Annotated in this window: 14 protein-coding genes; 5 read left to right on the forward strand and 9 right to left on the reverse strand. The window is 41.1% G+C overall.

The window, feature by feature from the left end; translation table 11 throughout:
* The first annotated feature begins 9 nt into the window (after positions 1–9).
* A complete protein-coding gene (locus AC6JA8_RS12615; RefSeq protein ID WP_497974109.1) occupies positions 10–1,545 on the forward strand; it encodes an SDR family NAD(P)-dependent oxidoreductase in 1,536 nt (511 codons plus the stop codon).
* A 1-nt stretch (position 1,546) separates the two neighbouring features.
* On the opposite strand, the gene AC6JA8_RS12620 is transcribed toward AC6JA8_RS12615, so the two are convergent.
* The 3 genes from AC6JA8_RS12620 to AC6JA8_RS12630 form a co-directional block, all read right to left on the reverse strand.
* Positions 1,547–3,211, reverse strand: coding sequence for a sensor histidine kinase (locus AC6JA8_RS12620; RefSeq protein ID WP_497974110.1), 1,665 nt, complete (start codon positions 3,209–3,211; stop codon positions 1,547–1,549).
* A 134-nt stretch (positions 3,212–3,345) separates the two neighbouring features.
* On the reverse strand, positions 3,346–4,080 hold the full coding sequence (locus AC6JA8_RS12625) for a helix-turn-helix domain-containing protein (protein ID WP_497974111.1): 735 nt from the start codon (positions 4,078–4,080) through the stop codon (positions 3,346–3,348).
* A gap of 243 nt (positions 4,081–4,323) precedes the next feature.
* Positions 4,324–5,076, reverse strand: a complete 753-nt coding sequence (locus AC6JA8_RS12630) for a GAF domain-containing protein (RefSeq protein ID WP_497974112.1) — start codon at positions 5,074–5,076, stop codon at positions 4,324–4,326.
* Between the two features lie 191 nt (positions 5,077–5,267).
* On the opposite strand from AC6JA8_RS12630, the gene AC6JA8_RS12635 reads away from it, so the two are divergent.
* Positions 5,268–5,717, forward strand: a complete 450-nt coding sequence (locus tag AC6JA8_RS12635; protein ID WP_497974113.1) for an LEA/WHy family protein — start codon at positions 5,268–5,270, stop codon at positions 5,715–5,717.
* Here AC6JA8_RS12635 and AC6JA8_RS12640 read toward each other — a convergent pair.
* Positions 5,680–6,513, reverse strand: a complete 834-nt coding sequence (locus tag AC6JA8_RS12640; protein ID WP_497974114.1) for a rhomboid family intramembrane serine protease — start codon at positions 6,511–6,513, stop codon at positions 5,680–5,682. The two genes, AC6JA8_RS12635 and AC6JA8_RS12640, sit on opposite strands and share 38 nt — an antisense overlap.
* A 146-nt stretch (positions 6,514–6,659) precedes the next feature.
* On the opposite strand from AC6JA8_RS12640, the gene AC6JA8_RS12645 reads away from it, so the two are divergent.
* Both AC6JA8_RS12645 and AC6JA8_RS12650 read left to right on the forward strand, forming a co-directional pair.
* A complete protein-coding gene (locus AC6JA8_RS12645; RefSeq protein WP_497974115.1) occupies positions 6,660–8,090 on the forward strand; it encodes a DNA-3-methyladenine glycosylase 2 family protein in 1,431 nt (476 codons plus the stop codon).
* A 272-nt stretch (positions 8,091–8,362) separates the two neighbouring features.
* Positions 8,363–9,907: an ATP-binding response regulator gene (locus AC6JA8_RS12650; protein ID WP_497974116.1), complete on the forward strand. Its 1,545-nt coding sequence runs from the start codon at positions 8,363–8,365 to the stop codon at positions 9,905–9,907.
* Here AC6JA8_RS12650 and AC6JA8_RS12655 read toward each other — a convergent pair.
* The gene (locus AC6JA8_RS12655) at positions 9,904–10,536 is read right to left on the reverse strand and encodes an MOSC domain-containing protein (protein WP_497974117.1); all 633 of its coding nucleotides are present in this window, start codon (positions 10,534–10,536) and stop codon (positions 9,904–9,906) included. The two genes, AC6JA8_RS12650 and AC6JA8_RS12655, sit on opposite strands and share 4 nt — an antisense overlap.
* Before the next feature lie 19 nt (positions 10,537–10,555).
* Positions 10,556–11,437, reverse strand: a complete 882-nt coding sequence (locus tag AC6JA8_RS12660) for an SDR family oxidoreductase (protein WP_497974118.1) — start codon at positions 11,435–11,437, stop codon at positions 10,556–10,558.
* A 108-nt stretch (positions 11,438–11,545) separates the two neighbouring features.
* Here AC6JA8_RS12660 and AC6JA8_RS12665 point away from each other — a divergent pair, with 108 nt between their 5' ends.
* The gene (locus AC6JA8_RS12665; RefSeq protein WP_497974119.1) at positions 11,546–12,430 is read left to right on the forward strand and encodes a LysR family transcriptional regulator; all 885 of its coding nucleotides are present in this window, start codon (positions 11,546–11,548) and stop codon (positions 12,428–12,430) included.
* 4 nt (positions 12,431–12,434) lie between these two features.
* On the opposite strand, the gene AC6JA8_RS12670 is transcribed toward AC6JA8_RS12665, so the two are convergent.
* Genes AC6JA8_RS12670 through AC6JA8_RS12680 form a run of 3 tightly spaced genes read right to left on the reverse strand, consistent with a single transcriptional unit; the run spans position 12,435 to position 14,794 of the window.
* Positions 12,435–13,316: a pirin family protein gene (locus AC6JA8_RS12670; RefSeq protein ID WP_497974120.1), complete on the reverse strand. Its 882-nt coding sequence runs from the start codon at positions 13,314–13,316 to the stop codon at positions 12,435–12,437.
* A gap of 6 nt (positions 13,317–13,322) precedes the next feature.
* Positions 13,323–14,162 (reverse strand): aldo/keto reductase, encoded by an 840-nt coding sequence (locus tag AC6JA8_RS12675; protein ID WP_497974121.1) that lies wholly within the window; start codon positions 14,160–14,162, stop codon positions 13,323–13,325.
* On the reverse strand, positions 14,162–14,794 hold the full coding sequence (locus tag AC6JA8_RS12680) for a glutathione binding-like protein (protein WP_497974122.1): 633 nt from the start codon (positions 14,792–14,794) through the stop codon (positions 14,162–14,164). Before AC6JA8_RS12680 ends, AC6JA8_RS12675 begins: the two co-directional genes overlap by 1 nt.
* Positions 14,795–14,873 lie beyond the last annotated feature (79 nt).

Raw genomic sequence — 14,873 nt, forward strand, 5'->3', positions numbered from 1 at the left:
CTCTCCCCTATGAAAAATTTTAATTTAAGCGATGTTATTGAGAGCATTTCATTACTTGAGCATGTAGCAAACAATTCAGAAATCCTGACAGAGCTTACCCACGAGCAAAGAATTGCTTTATTCAAAGCATGCGGAACTATCGCGAAACCAGATAAAAAAGAAATCGCCAAAAGAAATAAAGACGTAAAGATCTTTAAGCAAAAACAATTAGTCGAACAAAATAGACTTAAGCGTGCCATGACTGGAATCAGAAGTGCGCGCGAGAACTCAGTCTTCATTGCCCCTGAAAAACTTTTACTCGATAGCGATAAAGCTTACTCAGAAGCACCAGAACTAGATACACCAAGAAACTGTTACGTGTGCAAGGCCGAATTCACAAAGCTTCACTTCTTCTACGATACAATGTGCAAAGAATGTGGAGACTTCAACTACCATAAACGTTTCCAAACAACTGACCTGACAGGACAAATCGCGCTCATCACAGGATCACGTTTGAAAATCGGTTACCACGCCGTTTTAATGATGCTTAGGTCTGGCGCGACAGTTATTGCAACAACTCGCTTTCCCGTTGATTCAGCAATGAGATACGCCAAAGAAAAAGATTACAACGACTGGAAAGACAGACTGCACATTCACGGTCTGGATCTTCGCCACTCGCCTTCTGTGGAAATTTTTGCAAGCTATATCGAGCAAAAATTCCCACGCCTGGATATTTTGATCAACAACGCTGCTCAAACAGTAAGACGCCCTCCGGGGTTTTACGCCCATTTAATGGAGCAGGAGCAATTGAACTTTCACGATATTAATCCAGAAGCTCAAAGGCTTTTAAAGAACCACCAGGACTTTAAAACTGAACTTAACCAACTGACTTACGGAAGCGCTCCTTCAAGTGAACACGCTCTGCCGGTTACATGGCACGGAGAAGGCCCAGGAGTTGGAATCAGAGCTTCAGCAGAACTCTCTCAAGTTCCTTACAGCTTTGACAACTCACTTGTGGCCGAAGAAGTTTTTCCTGAAGGAAAACTAGACGCCGATCTTCAACAAGTTGACCTTCGTACAACAAACAGCTGGAGACTGCGCTTAGGAGAAATCCAGACACCTGAAATGCTGGAAGTTCAGTTAGTCAATGCTGTGGCCCCTTTCATTTTATGTAACCGCCTGGTGCACATGATGAGACGCGATTACACTGGTAAAAAACATATTGTTAACGTAACGGCGATGGAAGGAAAATTCTATCGTTTCAAAAAAGAAGACCGCCACCCGCATACAAATATGGCGAAGGCCGCTCTTAACATGATGACTCACACGTCAGCGTCTGACTTTGCAAAAGACGGTATTTTCATGAATGCTGTTGATACTGGTTGGGTGACTGATGAAGATCCTGCACAAATCTCTGAGTACAAACAAAAGGTTCACGACTTCCAGCCGCCTTTAGACATCGTTGATGGGGCCGCGAGAATTTGTGATCCATTTATTGACGGGATTAATTCTGGGAAACACTGGTGTGGGCAATTCTTAAAAGACTACAAACCGATCGATTGGTAGTTTAGACAATTCCCATCTCAATCACAAAACAGGTGTTAGAAACTTCCTTATCAAGGTAGATCTTCCCGTTATGATCTTCGATAATCCCCTTAGAAATCGAAAGCCCAAGACCCGTTCCTTTCCCAACCTCTTTTGTGGTGAAAAACGGCTGCATGATATTGTTGGCGACGCTGTCTGGAATTCCCATTCCACTGTCGATGACTTTAATCAGGATTTTTTCAGAACCAATCACTTCAAATTTCACTTCAATCCATTTCTCGTCCAGTTTCTCAACGGCATCAAAAGCATTACTCAAAAGATTTAAAACGACCTGAACGATCTGGGATTCACGGCAATTGATCTGCACATCCGGGATCGAATCAATTTTTAATGAGACCGGACTGGTCCTGAATTTCTCTCGGCAAATTTCAATCGTGTGCTCAATGACATCCTTAACCTGGGTCGGAATAAAAGGGTCTTGCTCATTTGTGCGCGAAAAGGCCTTAAGACTTCTCACAATTTTGGCAATTCGCTCTGTCGTTTGTCCAATCTTATCCAAAGATGTTTTAAATCCTTCTGGGTCGTATTGATTTGAATCGATACTCTTAATCATCAAATTCACTCGGCCAGAAATAATCGCCAACGGATTGTTGATTTCGTGAGCAATCCCTCCGGCCATCTCTCCCAACGAAGTAAGTTTGGCATTTTGCACGGCTACTTTTCTTTGTTCTTCCAGGTCATTTAAGGCCTTAAGCGAGCGGGTTAAAAAATTTAAAGCAAAAATAAAAAGAACAATAAAGCTGATGATGTAGATTGCACACTTCGTATACCATCCCGTCATGTACTGACTTTTTGAGAGGGCCGTTACAACAAAAAAATCATAATCACCTACACGTCTTGCACTAGTGATACGAGTCACTCCATCAATACGCGATTTTCTCTCAGCAAAAACAGCACGCTTATTGTGATAAAACAATTCACGGATCGTATCCTGATTTTGTAAAGGAAAGCCTATAAACTTTTCGACCCACGGATAACGGGAGTAAAGAAGATTGTCGATGCCATTGATGGTAATGGCCGAATCAGGAAGTAAGTTAAGTTCCGAATAAAAATTGCTGAAATAAATCAGAGGCACACCTGCGGCCACGATTCCAGCAAACTGATTGTTTTTATCCAGGATTTTTCGGCTTAATATAATAACTAAACGTCCAGTCTCGCGGCTCACTAGTGGTTTGGAAAAAACAAGTTTATTTTCCACACTGGAAAATTGCTTGTAGAAATAATCCCGGTCCCCTAGATTGAATTTGCTGTTGAGTTTGAAGCGAACTTTGTCACGCCCATCCTTGCCGACAACAAAAACATTTTGAGCTTCAGGAATGAAACGGTTTTTTTCGACAAGTATTTTTGATAACTCTTCAGTCTTCCAGTCTTCAATTGAGTTGCGACTTTTCAACAATTCAATCGTGTTTAAGAGTACCATATCGACTTTTTTAAAAGTGCTTTCAATCTGAGTCCCAAAGGCCTGGTTTAAATTGTCTGCATCTAAACGGGCCCTTCTTATTTCATAAAAATATGAAACCCCGAGTTCGACAGACACTCCAATGAGCAAAAGAGTTGAGACAAAACAAAAGAGAAAAATGATTCTCTTGTATTGAGATTTTTTTAATAATCGACTAATTTCTTTCAAAAAGCACTGATTCCATATTCTTGCTAATAATAAAAAAATGGTATCACAGAATCATTTTCTACAAATGCAAAAAGATAAAATAAGGGACTCAAAGCACTCTTGATTAATTGCTTCGCTTGTATGCTATGCAAGATTTACTTCTTCTTGATCGCTTCAAGAGGATATTTCCATGGTCTCATTGCCAGAAGTATTCCAATATCATGGGCCTCGTTGTCATCTTTTTCTACAACGCGCGACTCTTCCTGGATTTCAGCGACAAGCTTATCGAACTTCTTCTTAAACTTAGCTAAAGATACCGGTCCGAAAGAATTAGTAGAAAAACGAATGTAGTCACCTTCTTCATTAAAATCATAATTAAGAAAGTTATTTTTTGTTTGCAAGAAAAGAGTTTTCCCCACGGCTCCATCGCGGCGGAAACGTAAAGTCCCCGCTTTGTTTTTTAACTTCACTCGATCGCGTGGGTGCAGTTCAATGAGATTGATTTTATCCAGAAGAAGCAAATGTTTTTTAGATTCGTTGGCCGAAATATCAAACTCTCTTTCTATCTTTTGTGGAGTCATCCCATCATTGAGCATAATGAAGTAATGCAGAAGCCTCGGATTTTCTGCCAATACTTTTTCATGTTCTTTTGAAAGAGTATGCCCTGGAATCTCTTCTTCAAAATTAGCGTTCTTGCAAATCTCAGCGAAACTTAAATCACAAGCACGGCAAATTTCTTCAATTCTCTCAAGGCTAATGGATTTATCAGCGAGAATGCGTTTTACACTGGACTCACTGAGATCAAGAGACTGAGCCAGATCTTTATAAATAATATTTTTGGCCTTCAGTGCTCGCTTAAGAGCATTGAGGAATTGATCAATCTGAGACACTGACACTCTCCTGGTAAAAGGCTTCCACGCCTAGGCTGAAAGTATCACATTATAATACTTCCCTCAAGAGTATTGAGAAAAATCCTAAAAAGGGCGATGATGCCTTTAACAGGAGGAGATCTATGCTAGAACAATTCTTGAAAAAATTACTAAGTGGCAACTGCAAGTTTTACAGTTTTAAAGAGCAAATGGATTTTGAGCTGGAACAAGAGCTGAGAAGAGAAAGAAATTTAAGCTGTTCTTTTACAATCTTTTAACTTGTAAAAAGTCCCTTAAAAGAGCATCCATTTCATTGAGCTGCTTGAGTGAGATTTCGTAAATGATTTTCTTTAACTGCCCTTCATTCTGTTTAAGTTCGTGAATCTGACCGTTGATAAGCGAACTTAAACGGTCCATTTCGTTAGAGATGGCCAGGCGGTAATTTTTAGAGGCCTTGAGCTCATTGGTCACAATAGACATATACTCATCGTTTTCGCGTTTTTGTTCGTGAGAAGCACTTAAGGAATTCTCTAATTGGTCGAGAATTTCCACATTCTGAATAGCAATCGCTGTGATTTCGGCCAGGAATTTTAACAAATCGACTTCCTCTTCACTCGCTTCATGCTCTGTCGCCCAGTAATTCCCAATAGCACCGATAGGACTGTCCACGTTAATAGGAACCATCACTAAGCTTTTCACAAATGTAGGACTATAGGCATCAAGAGGAATGCGTGGGTCTTTATAAATATCTTTAATCACCGTGTGGCGCTTATTGAGCATGGCCCACCCACTGATACACTCTTCTATAGGAAAACGTTTTCCTTTCCATAAAGGGCCAATGGCATCTTCATCAACATAATAACACTTATCAACATCTTTTAGAATAAATGTGGCACCATCTGCAGCCGTCAGTTTTCTGCCTGCATGCCTGATGATCTCAATAATTGCTTGCACGCTTCTAGTGCGCGACAATTTCAAAATCACATCCATTAAATAATCTGATTGCATAGTATTCATTGCCCAAGAACTCCTGGCTTGCATCAATAAAACATACTATTCACATAGGCATATTAATACTATTGAACTATCATTTTCTGTCTTTATAAATAGCGAAAATCAATCTTTAGAAAAAATTTATGTTGGAATAGATACCCACGAAAAATCCTTGATTTGCCTATGGATGTCAGAGAATATATCTTGAGGATTTTATGAGACTAAAGACCCTATTTTTAATTCTGACCATGGTGATAACATTTTCTGGCTGTTCCAGCTTTAAAAAGATTGTTGAGCCACCCAAAGTTGAGCTGCAAGACGTAAGGATTACAAACTTTTCTTTTCTTAACCTAGACCTGGACGTTGTCCTGGAAGTAGAAAATCCAAACAACATCGATTTTGATGTCAAAAATTTAAAATACACTCTGGATATCAATTCAAAAACGATCACCACCGGAACTTACAAAGAAAAAGTTTTGGTCAAATCCAAGACAAAAACCCTGGTCTCACTTCCTCTGAAGCTGGCCTATAAAGATATTTTAGATTCGGCCGTGCTCTTTATCAAAAAAGAAGGTATACCTTATAAGATTCAAGGACGTGCAGAAATAGGACCTTTCACTATTCCTTTTAATGATACTGGGACTTTAAAATCTTCGGATCTGTAGTCGGTGTGAGCTCTTCATACTTATAAACGATGATCTCGCCTTTTTTGTTATCCAGAGTTTCTTTCGGACTCTCTCCTTGATGATGGCCCCACTCTTCCAAGCGAGGCTCATCAAAAAGCATATATTCATCACCCCAGATGTGGCCGTCTTCTTCCGGAATTTCCTCCACGACCTCTTCTGCCAGAATGCTCTTTCTATTAATAAAATAAAAAAGCATCGCGCTGAAGATACCGGCGAAATATCCTAAGAAGTGGCTAAGATAACTCACCTCTGGTTTGAAACTATCAGGAACAAATAAAACGATAGTGACCGCAATCACTTTGAGCACTCTTCTTCCTTTGGATTCTCGCCTGTCAACTAACCATGAAAGGGCAAGCCATGCTCCTCCCATCCAGTTCACCACTCCCGAAACTCCAACCAAGGAGACATGAGCGGGCATAGTTGAAAGGACAACGAGATTAACAAGACCTCCGGCAAAAAAACCAAAAAATGGAAAAAAAGAAAAACCAAAATACGCGATTAAAAAATATGAGAAGGGAAAAAATAAAAAGAGATTGCCTAAGATGTGTGAGAGATCAGCGTGCGCGAAAAGTGTAGTCCAGGCACGCCACCACTCATGTTTCATGAAAACTTGTTCACCCGTGGCCGACATCCAAAGAGGGGCATTGAAGAAGTCATTGATGTAAATGAAGCTGGTTGCCAGCAATAGTGACATTAAAAGAAGAGTTGGATTGAGACCGTCTCTCTTTGGATTTTTCGTCAGCCAGTTTTCTTTAATATAGGTTTTAACTTCCATGAGTATAAGATGGAGTTGTTTTCTTTTGGTGCAAGGGCGAGGCAGAATATTTTTTTCTTTTTTTGCAGTTACTTAGCTGATACTAGATTGTGCTCGCGTCCGAAAACCGCTAGTAACATTTGTGTGTCCATAATATAATAGAGCACATGACGGACTTATCTCAAAAAGACTATAAGAAAATCATCCAGCGCCGTGACCCTCGTTACGATGGACGATTTTACTTTGGCGTGAAAACAACTCACATTTATTGCCGTCCCGTCTGTCCAGCAAGGCCAAAACCAGAAAACATTGTGATCTTTAAAAGTGCTTCTGAGGCAGAAAAGGCGGGCTACAGGCCGTGCAAGCGCTGCCATCCCGATCTTGCTCCTGGAAGCAAACTCCTGGAAGGAACAACAGTCAGTGTGGGAAGAGCTTTGCGCTTAATTGACGAGGCCATCACTGCGTCTTCCGATGAAGAACTTAGCGTGCAAACTCTTGCTGAAAAGTTAGGTATGAGTGACCGGCATCTTAGAAGACTTTTTGAAGAGCACTTGGGAGCTTCTCCAATTGAAATCATCACTACAAAAAAATTGCACTTTGCCCGCTTATTAGTCATGGAGACTCAAAGCCCACTCGCAGACATTGCGCTTGCCGCTGGTTTTAAATCTGTCCGCCGCTTTAACGAAGCCTTTAAAGAATTCTACTCTCTGGCACCAAGTGAGTTAAGAAAAGAGCATGCGGAAAAAATACCTAAAGACCAAATCATTTTACACCTTGCACTCAGGGCCCCGTATGACTGGGACTCTATTATGGCCTTTTTAGGACGACACGAAACCTATGGACTGGAAGAAGTTCACCCAGATTATTTCTTACGCTATATCCCCCATGGCAAAGGTTATGGGACACTAAAAGTGAGTTATGAGGCCCGCAAATCGGCACTCAAACTGGAGTTAACCAATATTCCTCTGATGATGGCACGCCCTCTTATAAGCAGCTTAAAGTCGCTCTTTGATACCGAACATAACCCAAACGATCTGCCCAAAAGTAAAAAAGTGAATGCCAATGGAATCAGAATTCCTGGCTCATTTGATAATTACGAAACTGCTGTTTCTATTATCCTGGGTCAGCTGGTTTCGACCGTTCAGGCCAAAGCAAAAATGAAGGAGCTGGTTTTAAAATATGGAAAAAAAATTTCTAAAAAAACAGAAGAAAAAGACGTCTACATTTTCCCCTCTCCTACTCTTTTAAAAGAGGCCAGGTTAGAAGAATTGGGGATGACTCGCCATAAGGCCAATGCCATTAGAGAGCTCTCTCGCCTGGTCGAAAGTAAAGAGCTAGTGATCTCAAAAACCTCCGATCTCGAAGAGACCAGAAAAAAACTGCTCGCCATCAAAGGCATCGGCCCTTGGACAGTAGAAATGATCGCTATGAGATGTATGGGAGACACTAATGCCTACCCAAAAAAAGACCTCATCATTGCCCGCGCCATTGAATCAGGCCTGGTCGATGAAGAAGAATGGTCTTCTTCAAAGGCCTATCTCACACATATTCTCTGGCGCGAATACGGGAAATCCCTCTCGAAAACCAGCTGTAAGTAAAATTTATTAAATGCTTTGTAAGGCTAATGATATTCCTCTTATCCTAACAAAATCCTCATTCACAAATAATCACAAAAAAATCTTCTGCGATAACCGCGCATTGGTCATTCAATATTAAGATTTCATCAAGCATCTTTTTGCTTACCTTTAGATAAAATGTCCCCGTCTGTGCGCTTGAAAACCTCTTGAATCTTCTTAATACAATATTGAGTTTGAAAACATATTGTTGTGTGAGAAATCTTTATACGAAAAAAACTGAATAGACTTTAAAGGTGCACGCTAGAATGCAGTTGAATGGTGAATTATCTAATTCATACGAGATGTCGAAATTGACTATTGATTCAATGGTCGATCATGCTGTCTATATTCTCGACACCAAAGGTATCATCCTTTCTTCTAACAGCGGTGCAGAGAGATTGATGGGACTCAAGCACAGTGAAGCGGCACAAACCCATATTGCCCGCTTCTATATGATGGACGATATCGAAAAAAATCATCCTGAACACGATTTAAAACAGGCCTACAATTTTGGACGAATCGAAGAAGAAGGCTGGAGGGTGAGAAAAAATGGAACATCTTTTTGGGCCAATTTTGTCATCAGCAGGCTCGACGACTCTCAAGGCGTCCACATCGGCTTTTCTGTGATCACCCGAGACCTGACTAAAAAGAAAGACCGCGAAGAAGCTCTCAAACAATCACAAAGCATGGCCCTTAGGGCCCTCAAACTAAAAACTCAATTTATCGCTGACATCAGTCATGAAATCAGGACTCCTCTTGGCGCCATCCTGGGGTTTGCTGAGTTTTTACAAAAAGATGACATCTCTGAAGACGACCGCCAAAGATACCTGGATATCATTTTAAAAAATGGAAAAAACCTCCACCATTTAATTAACGATATTCTCGATCTCTCTAAAGTAGAGGCCGGAAGAATCGATATTCAAATGAGGCCATTTGATTTGGATCTCTTGATTGCTGAAGTGATTGAACTCTTTCATGCCGAGTGCTTAAAAAAAGATATCTTCCTCACTTATGAACCTAATCACCTTTTCCTCGATAATGTCACCAGCGACCCAAGCAGACTTCAGCAGGTGCTTATCAATCTAGTTGGAAATGCCGTGAAGTTCACTGATGAAGGTGGCATCACGATAAAAGTGGAAAAAGGACAACAAAAAAATCAATTAAAAATATTAATTCAAGACACAGGTACGGGAATGAATGAAGAAGAAGCTTCACGCATTTTCAAGCCTTATGTCCAGGCAGATAAATGCCAAAGCAGAGCGCGTACAGGTACAGGTTTAGGCCTTATTCTTTCGCGAAAAATTGCCGAAGCCTTAGGAGGCGACGTGGAACTTGTTCATTCAGAATTTACACTTGGAAGCACTTTTGGAATCAGCTTTACTGATTACCCAGGTCTCAGACCATCCAACAAACCTAAGCTGGTTGAGAAAACTGATAGGTCGCTTAAATCAAAATCAATCCTTATTGTCGATGACTCTATCGACAACCTGGAAATCATTAAACTCTTTTTAAGTTCATACGGCGGTGATGCTGATGTGGCCTCAGATGGAAATGAAGCTCTTTATAAAATTAAAGAAAAACATTATGACGTCATCTTAATGGACATCGAAATGCCAAAGATGAATGGTTTTCAGGTTATTGAGAAGCTGCGTTCAATGGAAGTGGAAACTCCAGTAATCGCTTTGACGGCACATGCGATGCCCGAAGATAGACTAAAAACAAAAAATGCCGGTTTTTTTGATCACGTGACTAAACCTATCGACTTCACCTATCTGGTTGAGGCCATCGAAAACGTTTAGATCATTCGTTCAAATTGAGCACGCCACTCGTGGTTTAAGGATGGGATGGTCAAAATTTCTTTCACTCGTTCGATGTCTTTTTTATCGCTGAAGTACAGATCAACAAACTCAGTGATTGAAAAACGAATCTGATCCTGCTCTAGCAACTCTAAAGTGTCACCTTCTTTGATCATCCCTTCTTTGAGCACCCGGAAGTAAACTCCGGGGCGACCAAAATTCATAAAACTCTTGATCATTGAATGATCGTTAAACTTTATCCCTAATTTAAAACAAGGAAAGCGCGGTTGTGTGACCTGAACTTCTGCTTCACCTAATCGATAAGTACTTCCGATATAAATACTTTTCTCATCTAAAGTTTCCATGCACAGGTTTTCACCAAAAGCCCCTGGTTCATAGGTATGTTCAGGGCGAAACTTCTTCCATTCAACGTAAGAGTCGTAAGGATAGGCGTAGAGCGCTTTATCCAGACCACCATGAACTTTGAGATCGGCCTGTTCATCACCTTCTAATTTTAGCGATAAAAGCTTCAAAGGCCCTTTGACTTGCTCTTTGAAAAAGCCCGTTTCCACGGGCCTTCCTTTATACTCAACTTTTTTTACCTTACTGATTTGAATAGTTAAAATCTTCATAGGTAAAGTCTAATGGTTTTTAGTGAGCTTGGGCACTAAAAAGGGCCGCTTTATTCTCAATTAAGAATTCCTTAAACCCTTTAGGTTCATGCCCTGAAAGTTTCAGGACTGCATCAGTCGCTGTTTTTGTGTCGCCATTTTTATAAGACAGATCAAATGTAACAAACACATCGGCCCAAATTTCCGGTAGCCCTGATTTTAAAAGCGCCGCCTTTAAATCCGCTTCCGGGATATCGACATACTTAAGTGGTTTTCCACTCACTTCGCTGACTAACTTCACCAGCTCTTCGTAATCAATCACGTCTTTTCCACTGATGTCGTAAATTTCATTTTTTTCATTTGTTTGAATTAAAGCGCCTGCAGCAGCCTCAGCACAATCTTCTCTTGTTACGTAGGCCACTCCCCCTTTGCCTGCTGTTCCATAAAGTGTTCCCATTTCAAGGGCCTGTGGAATAGCATAGAAGATGTTTTGAGCATAAGGATAGTTTCTTAAAATCGTATAAGTCAGACCACTTTCTTTAATCAGCTTTTCTGTTTCAATGTGTTCTTTAGAAACAAAGGCCACCGAAGTATCGGCCTTAGGCCATGATGTATAAACGATATGACGAACACCTGCTTTTTTAGCTGCGGCAATGGCATTTTTATGTTGCTCAACACGCGAACCGATAGCATCGGTACTGATAATAAGAAGTCTCTCAGCTCCTTTAAAAGCAGCGTCCAGCGTTTCTGGTTTTTCAAAGTCTGCACTTCTGACTTCTACGCCTTTAGCGGCAAAAGAAGCAAGCTTCTCTGTTTTACGGCTAGTCGCAATGATATTTTTTTCTCCACGCTTAATCAGGTTCTCTAAAACTAATTGTCCTAGTTTTCCTGAAGCGCCGGTAACAAGTAATTTCTTAGACATATAAACTCCTTAGGTTAGTTTTCCTAAGACCATAATAAATCCAAAGAAGAGTCCTGATTAGTCAGTATTATCTGGAATAATTATACGAATAACCGTACAATCATTTTTATGAATTTAGATGGAATTGAAGTTTTTGTAAAAGTGGTTCAAGCTGGCAGCTTTAGTGGCGCGGCCAAATTGATGGGTATGCCTACCACTACGGTGAGTGGAAAGATTCAGGCCTTAGAAAGAAGGCTTGGGACAACTCTTATTCACCGGACAACCAGAAAACTCAGTGTCACTGAGGCCGGCTCGGCCTATTACCAACGTTGCTTAAAAGCACTGGAAGAAATTGAGGCGGGAGAAAATGAACTGGCCAATGTTAGAGTTGAGCTAACAGGCACTCTTCGTATCACGACAGTCCCGGATATCGGGCACTCTTTTCTTCCTTATTATGTGAAGTCTTATCTTGCCGCTCACCCTAAGATGAAAGTTGAGCTCATTCTCACCAATCGTGTCGTCGATTTAGTCGCTGAAGGAGTTGATCTCGCTTTTAGGCTCGGGCAACTCAAAGACTCAAGTCTTATTGCCAGAAAGTTTACAGACCTCAAAGGAAGCTTGTGGGCCACTCCTGCTTTTATAAAAAAATATGGACTGCCAACAAATCCTAAAGAGTTAAAAAAATTCTCCTTTGTAAAATTCTCATCGGCCTTTAATCCTCTGCTTTTAACTAACGGCAAAGATGATGTCGAAGTTTATCCTGAGGGAGTGATTACCGTTGATGATATGCAAACGGCCAAGAGTTTTACTCTAGAAGGCATGGGAATAGGTTTGATTCCTGACTATCTTTGCATCCAGGAAGAAAAAAATAAAAAGCTCGTTAAGATTCTTCCTAAATGGACATGGAAGGCCTTTGTGACAGTAAGTTTTGTCTATCCCCCACAGCGTTTTGTTTCTCCCAAAACTCAAAGTTTTATAGAGTGGTGTTTAAAACATCCACCGCGCGAGGATTAGGCAACTAGAGAATTTTATCAGTCGGTGCCATGATTTTTTCGGTTTCACCCGGCACTTGAGGAAAATTCCCCGAGTTCCAGTTGTCTCTGGCCGTGTTCATTTTTTCTTTAGAGCTTGAAACAAAGTTCCACCAGATGAATTTTGGATGAGGAAAAGACTTTCCTCCTACGAGTACACAATGTGAGCCTTTTTTAATATCCGCGCGGATACTAGAACCTGGCTCAAGCACGATCATTTCGTGATTAGAAAACTTTCTCTCTCCCAAATCAACTTCACCTTCAATTAAGTAGAAAGCGACTTCAAACTCTGGGGCCGAGTATTCGAAAGTGTAGTCTTCTGTTGCTTCAATATTTAAAAAAATCATCGGGCTAAAGGCCTTCACCGGTGACTTTTGTCCGTGAAACTCTCCTACCACAACACAAACTTCTGCCCCGTCTTTTTTAATTTTTGGGATCTCGTGACTTTTGTGGTTAGTAAAAGAAGGCTCCATATCTTCGAGATCATCAGGCAGCGCCACCCAAAACTGCAGGCCGTGAATATCACTTTCGCGACCGATATCATCGGCCGGGGTTTTTTCCGAGTGGGAAATCCCCTTTCCCGCCGTCATCCAATTGACTTCACCGGGAACGATGACCACACTTGATCCAATAGAGTCTTTGTGGTGAATGCGTCCTTTAAAAAGATAAGTCAGAGTTGAAAGCCCGATATGTGGATGGGCATTCACTGTTAGTTTATGGTCTTTATCAAAATGCACCGGCCCCATGTGATCTAGGAAAATAAAAGGACCTACCATGCGCTTTTTTACCCAAGGTAGAACTCTGGTAATAGGCATTCCTGCTAAATCTTTTGCGCGGGACTCGATTACAATTTGAATTTGATTTTCCATTTTATCCTAAAAATCTGCAGTCAGAGGATTGGCCCCTGTTCTGCCGTTAACATCATCCAGTGTATCCATTTGTGCCAGGTCTTCTTTATCAAAATGAAAATCAAAGATATCCAGGTTCTCCAGCATGCGTGTTGGATTTCCAGACTTAGGTATCGCAATGATTCCATTTTCATAATGCCAGCGAAGAACAATCTGAGCTGGAGTTTTATTGTGCTTTTTTGTTAAGGCCACAATCACTTCATCATCAAAAAGGTTTCCGCGGGCCAGAGGGCTCCAGGCTTCAGTCACAATTTTATGCTTGTCGTGAAAAGCGCGCAATTCTTTTTGTTGAAAGTACGGGTGAAGCTCGAGCTGATTAATAGCTGGCACGACACCTGTTTCATTAATCAGTCTTTCCACATGATCAATGGTAAAATTCGAAACTCCAATTGAGCGGGCAATTCCTTCTTTTCTAAGCCTGATTAAAGCTTTCCATGTAGGAATGTATTTTTCTGAATTCACTCCCGGCCAGTGAATCAGGTAAAGATCAACGTAAGACATTTTTAAATTGCTAAGACTTTTATCCATTGCCCTTAATGTGGCATCATAGCCGTGCTCAGAGTTCCAGACTTTAGTCGTAAGAAAGATTTCTTCGCGTGAAAGGGAACTTTCTTTAATCGCCTTGCCAATCCCCACTTCATTGCCATACATACTGGCCGTATCAATCAAGCGGTAACCGGCCCCAAATGCTTCATCTAAAATCTTAGGGGCATCGGCATCGCTCACTCGCCAGGTTCCAAACCCAATGGTAGGAATTTTCATTCCATCGTTTAGAGTGATAAATTTTTGGCTGACCTCAACTCTCATTACTTAATCCCTTTGGCGATCTCGTAGGCCTTTTTAACCGCTTCTCTATCCTTCATTTTCTCAAACCATTTTTTCAGGTGAGGAAAATCGGCTAAATTCTGTTTTTGATTTTCGTGAGGAACAATCCATGGATAAATTGCCATATCAGCAATTGTGTACTGCCCGGCCGCAACCCAGTCTTTTCCTTCCAGGTTTTTATTCAAAACACCGTAGAGACGAGCGGTCTCTTTCGTGTATCTCTCCATCGCGTAAGGGATCTTTTCAGGAGCGTACATATTGAAGTGATGGTTTTGCCCGGCCATAGGCCCAAGCCCCGCCATTTGCCAAAAAAGCCACTCAGAAACTTCGGCCTTCGCGCGGTTATCGTGAGGAACGAACTTTTTAATCTTCTCCGCCAGGTACCAAAGAATTGCTCCTGATTCAAAAAGTGAAAGCGCCCCTTTTCCATCTTCAGGATTATTATCAACGATGGCCGGAATGCGGTTATTGGGTGCAATTTTTAAGAACTCAGGATTAAACTGCTCGTTCTTCATAATGTTGACGGGATGAAGTTTGTAAGGAAGGCCTGCTTCTTCCAGGAAAATAGTGATTTTGTGACCGTTTGGAGTGGTCCAATAATATAAATCAATCATGCCTTGTCCTTGGTTAGAGATTTCACTCTTGTAACCTTAAACAAAGCTCCGAGAAGAAGCAACTAAGGAATTATGACAC

Source organism: Bacteriovorax sp. HI3, from assembly GCF_059738875.1.

Bases quoted from the DNA above. Each gene is read 5' to 3' on its own strand.
- AC6JA8_RS12630 (WP_497974112.1), bottom strand. From the start codon at position 5,076: ATGAATACTATGCAATCAGATTATTTAATGGATGTGATTTTGAAATTG.
- AC6JA8_RS12645 (WP_497974115.1), top strand. From the start codon at position 6,660: ATGACGGACTTATCTCAAAAAGACTATAAGAAAATCATCCAGCGCCGT.
- AC6JA8_RS12680 (WP_497974122.1), bottom strand. From the start codon at position 14,794: ATGATTGATTTATATTATTGGACCACTCCAAACGGTCACAAAATCACT.
- AC6JA8_RS12635 (WP_497974113.1), top strand. From the start codon at position 5,268: ATGAGACTAAAGACCCTATTTTTAATTCTGACCATGGTGATAACATTT.
- AC6JA8_RS12670 (WP_497974120.1), bottom strand. From the start codon at position 13,316: ATGGAAAATCAAATTCAAATTGTAATCGAGTCCCGCGCAAAAGATTTA.
- AC6JA8_RS12660 (WP_497974118.1), bottom strand. From the start codon at position 11,437: ATGTCTAAGAAATTACTTGTTACCGGCGCTTCAGGAAAACTAGGACAA.
- AC6JA8_RS12655 (WP_497974117.1), bottom strand. From the start codon at position 10,536: ATGAAGATTTTAACTATTCAAATCAGTAAGGTAAAAAAAGTTGAGTAT.
- AC6JA8_RS12640 (WP_497974114.1), bottom strand. From the start codon at position 6,513: ATGGAAGTTAAAACCTATATTAAAGAAAACTGGCTGACGAAAAATCCA.
- AC6JA8_RS12615 (WP_497974109.1), top strand. From the start codon at position 10: ATGAAAAATTTTAATTTAAGCGATGTTATTGAGAGCATTTCATTACTT.
- AC6JA8_RS12675 (WP_497974121.1), bottom strand. From the start codon at position 14,162: ATGAGAGTTGAGGTCAGCCAAAAATTTATCACTCTAAACGATGGAATG.
- AC6JA8_RS12665 (WP_497974119.1), top strand. From the start codon at position 11,546: ATGAATTTAGATGGAATTGAAGTTTTTGTAAAAGTGGTTCAAGCTGGC.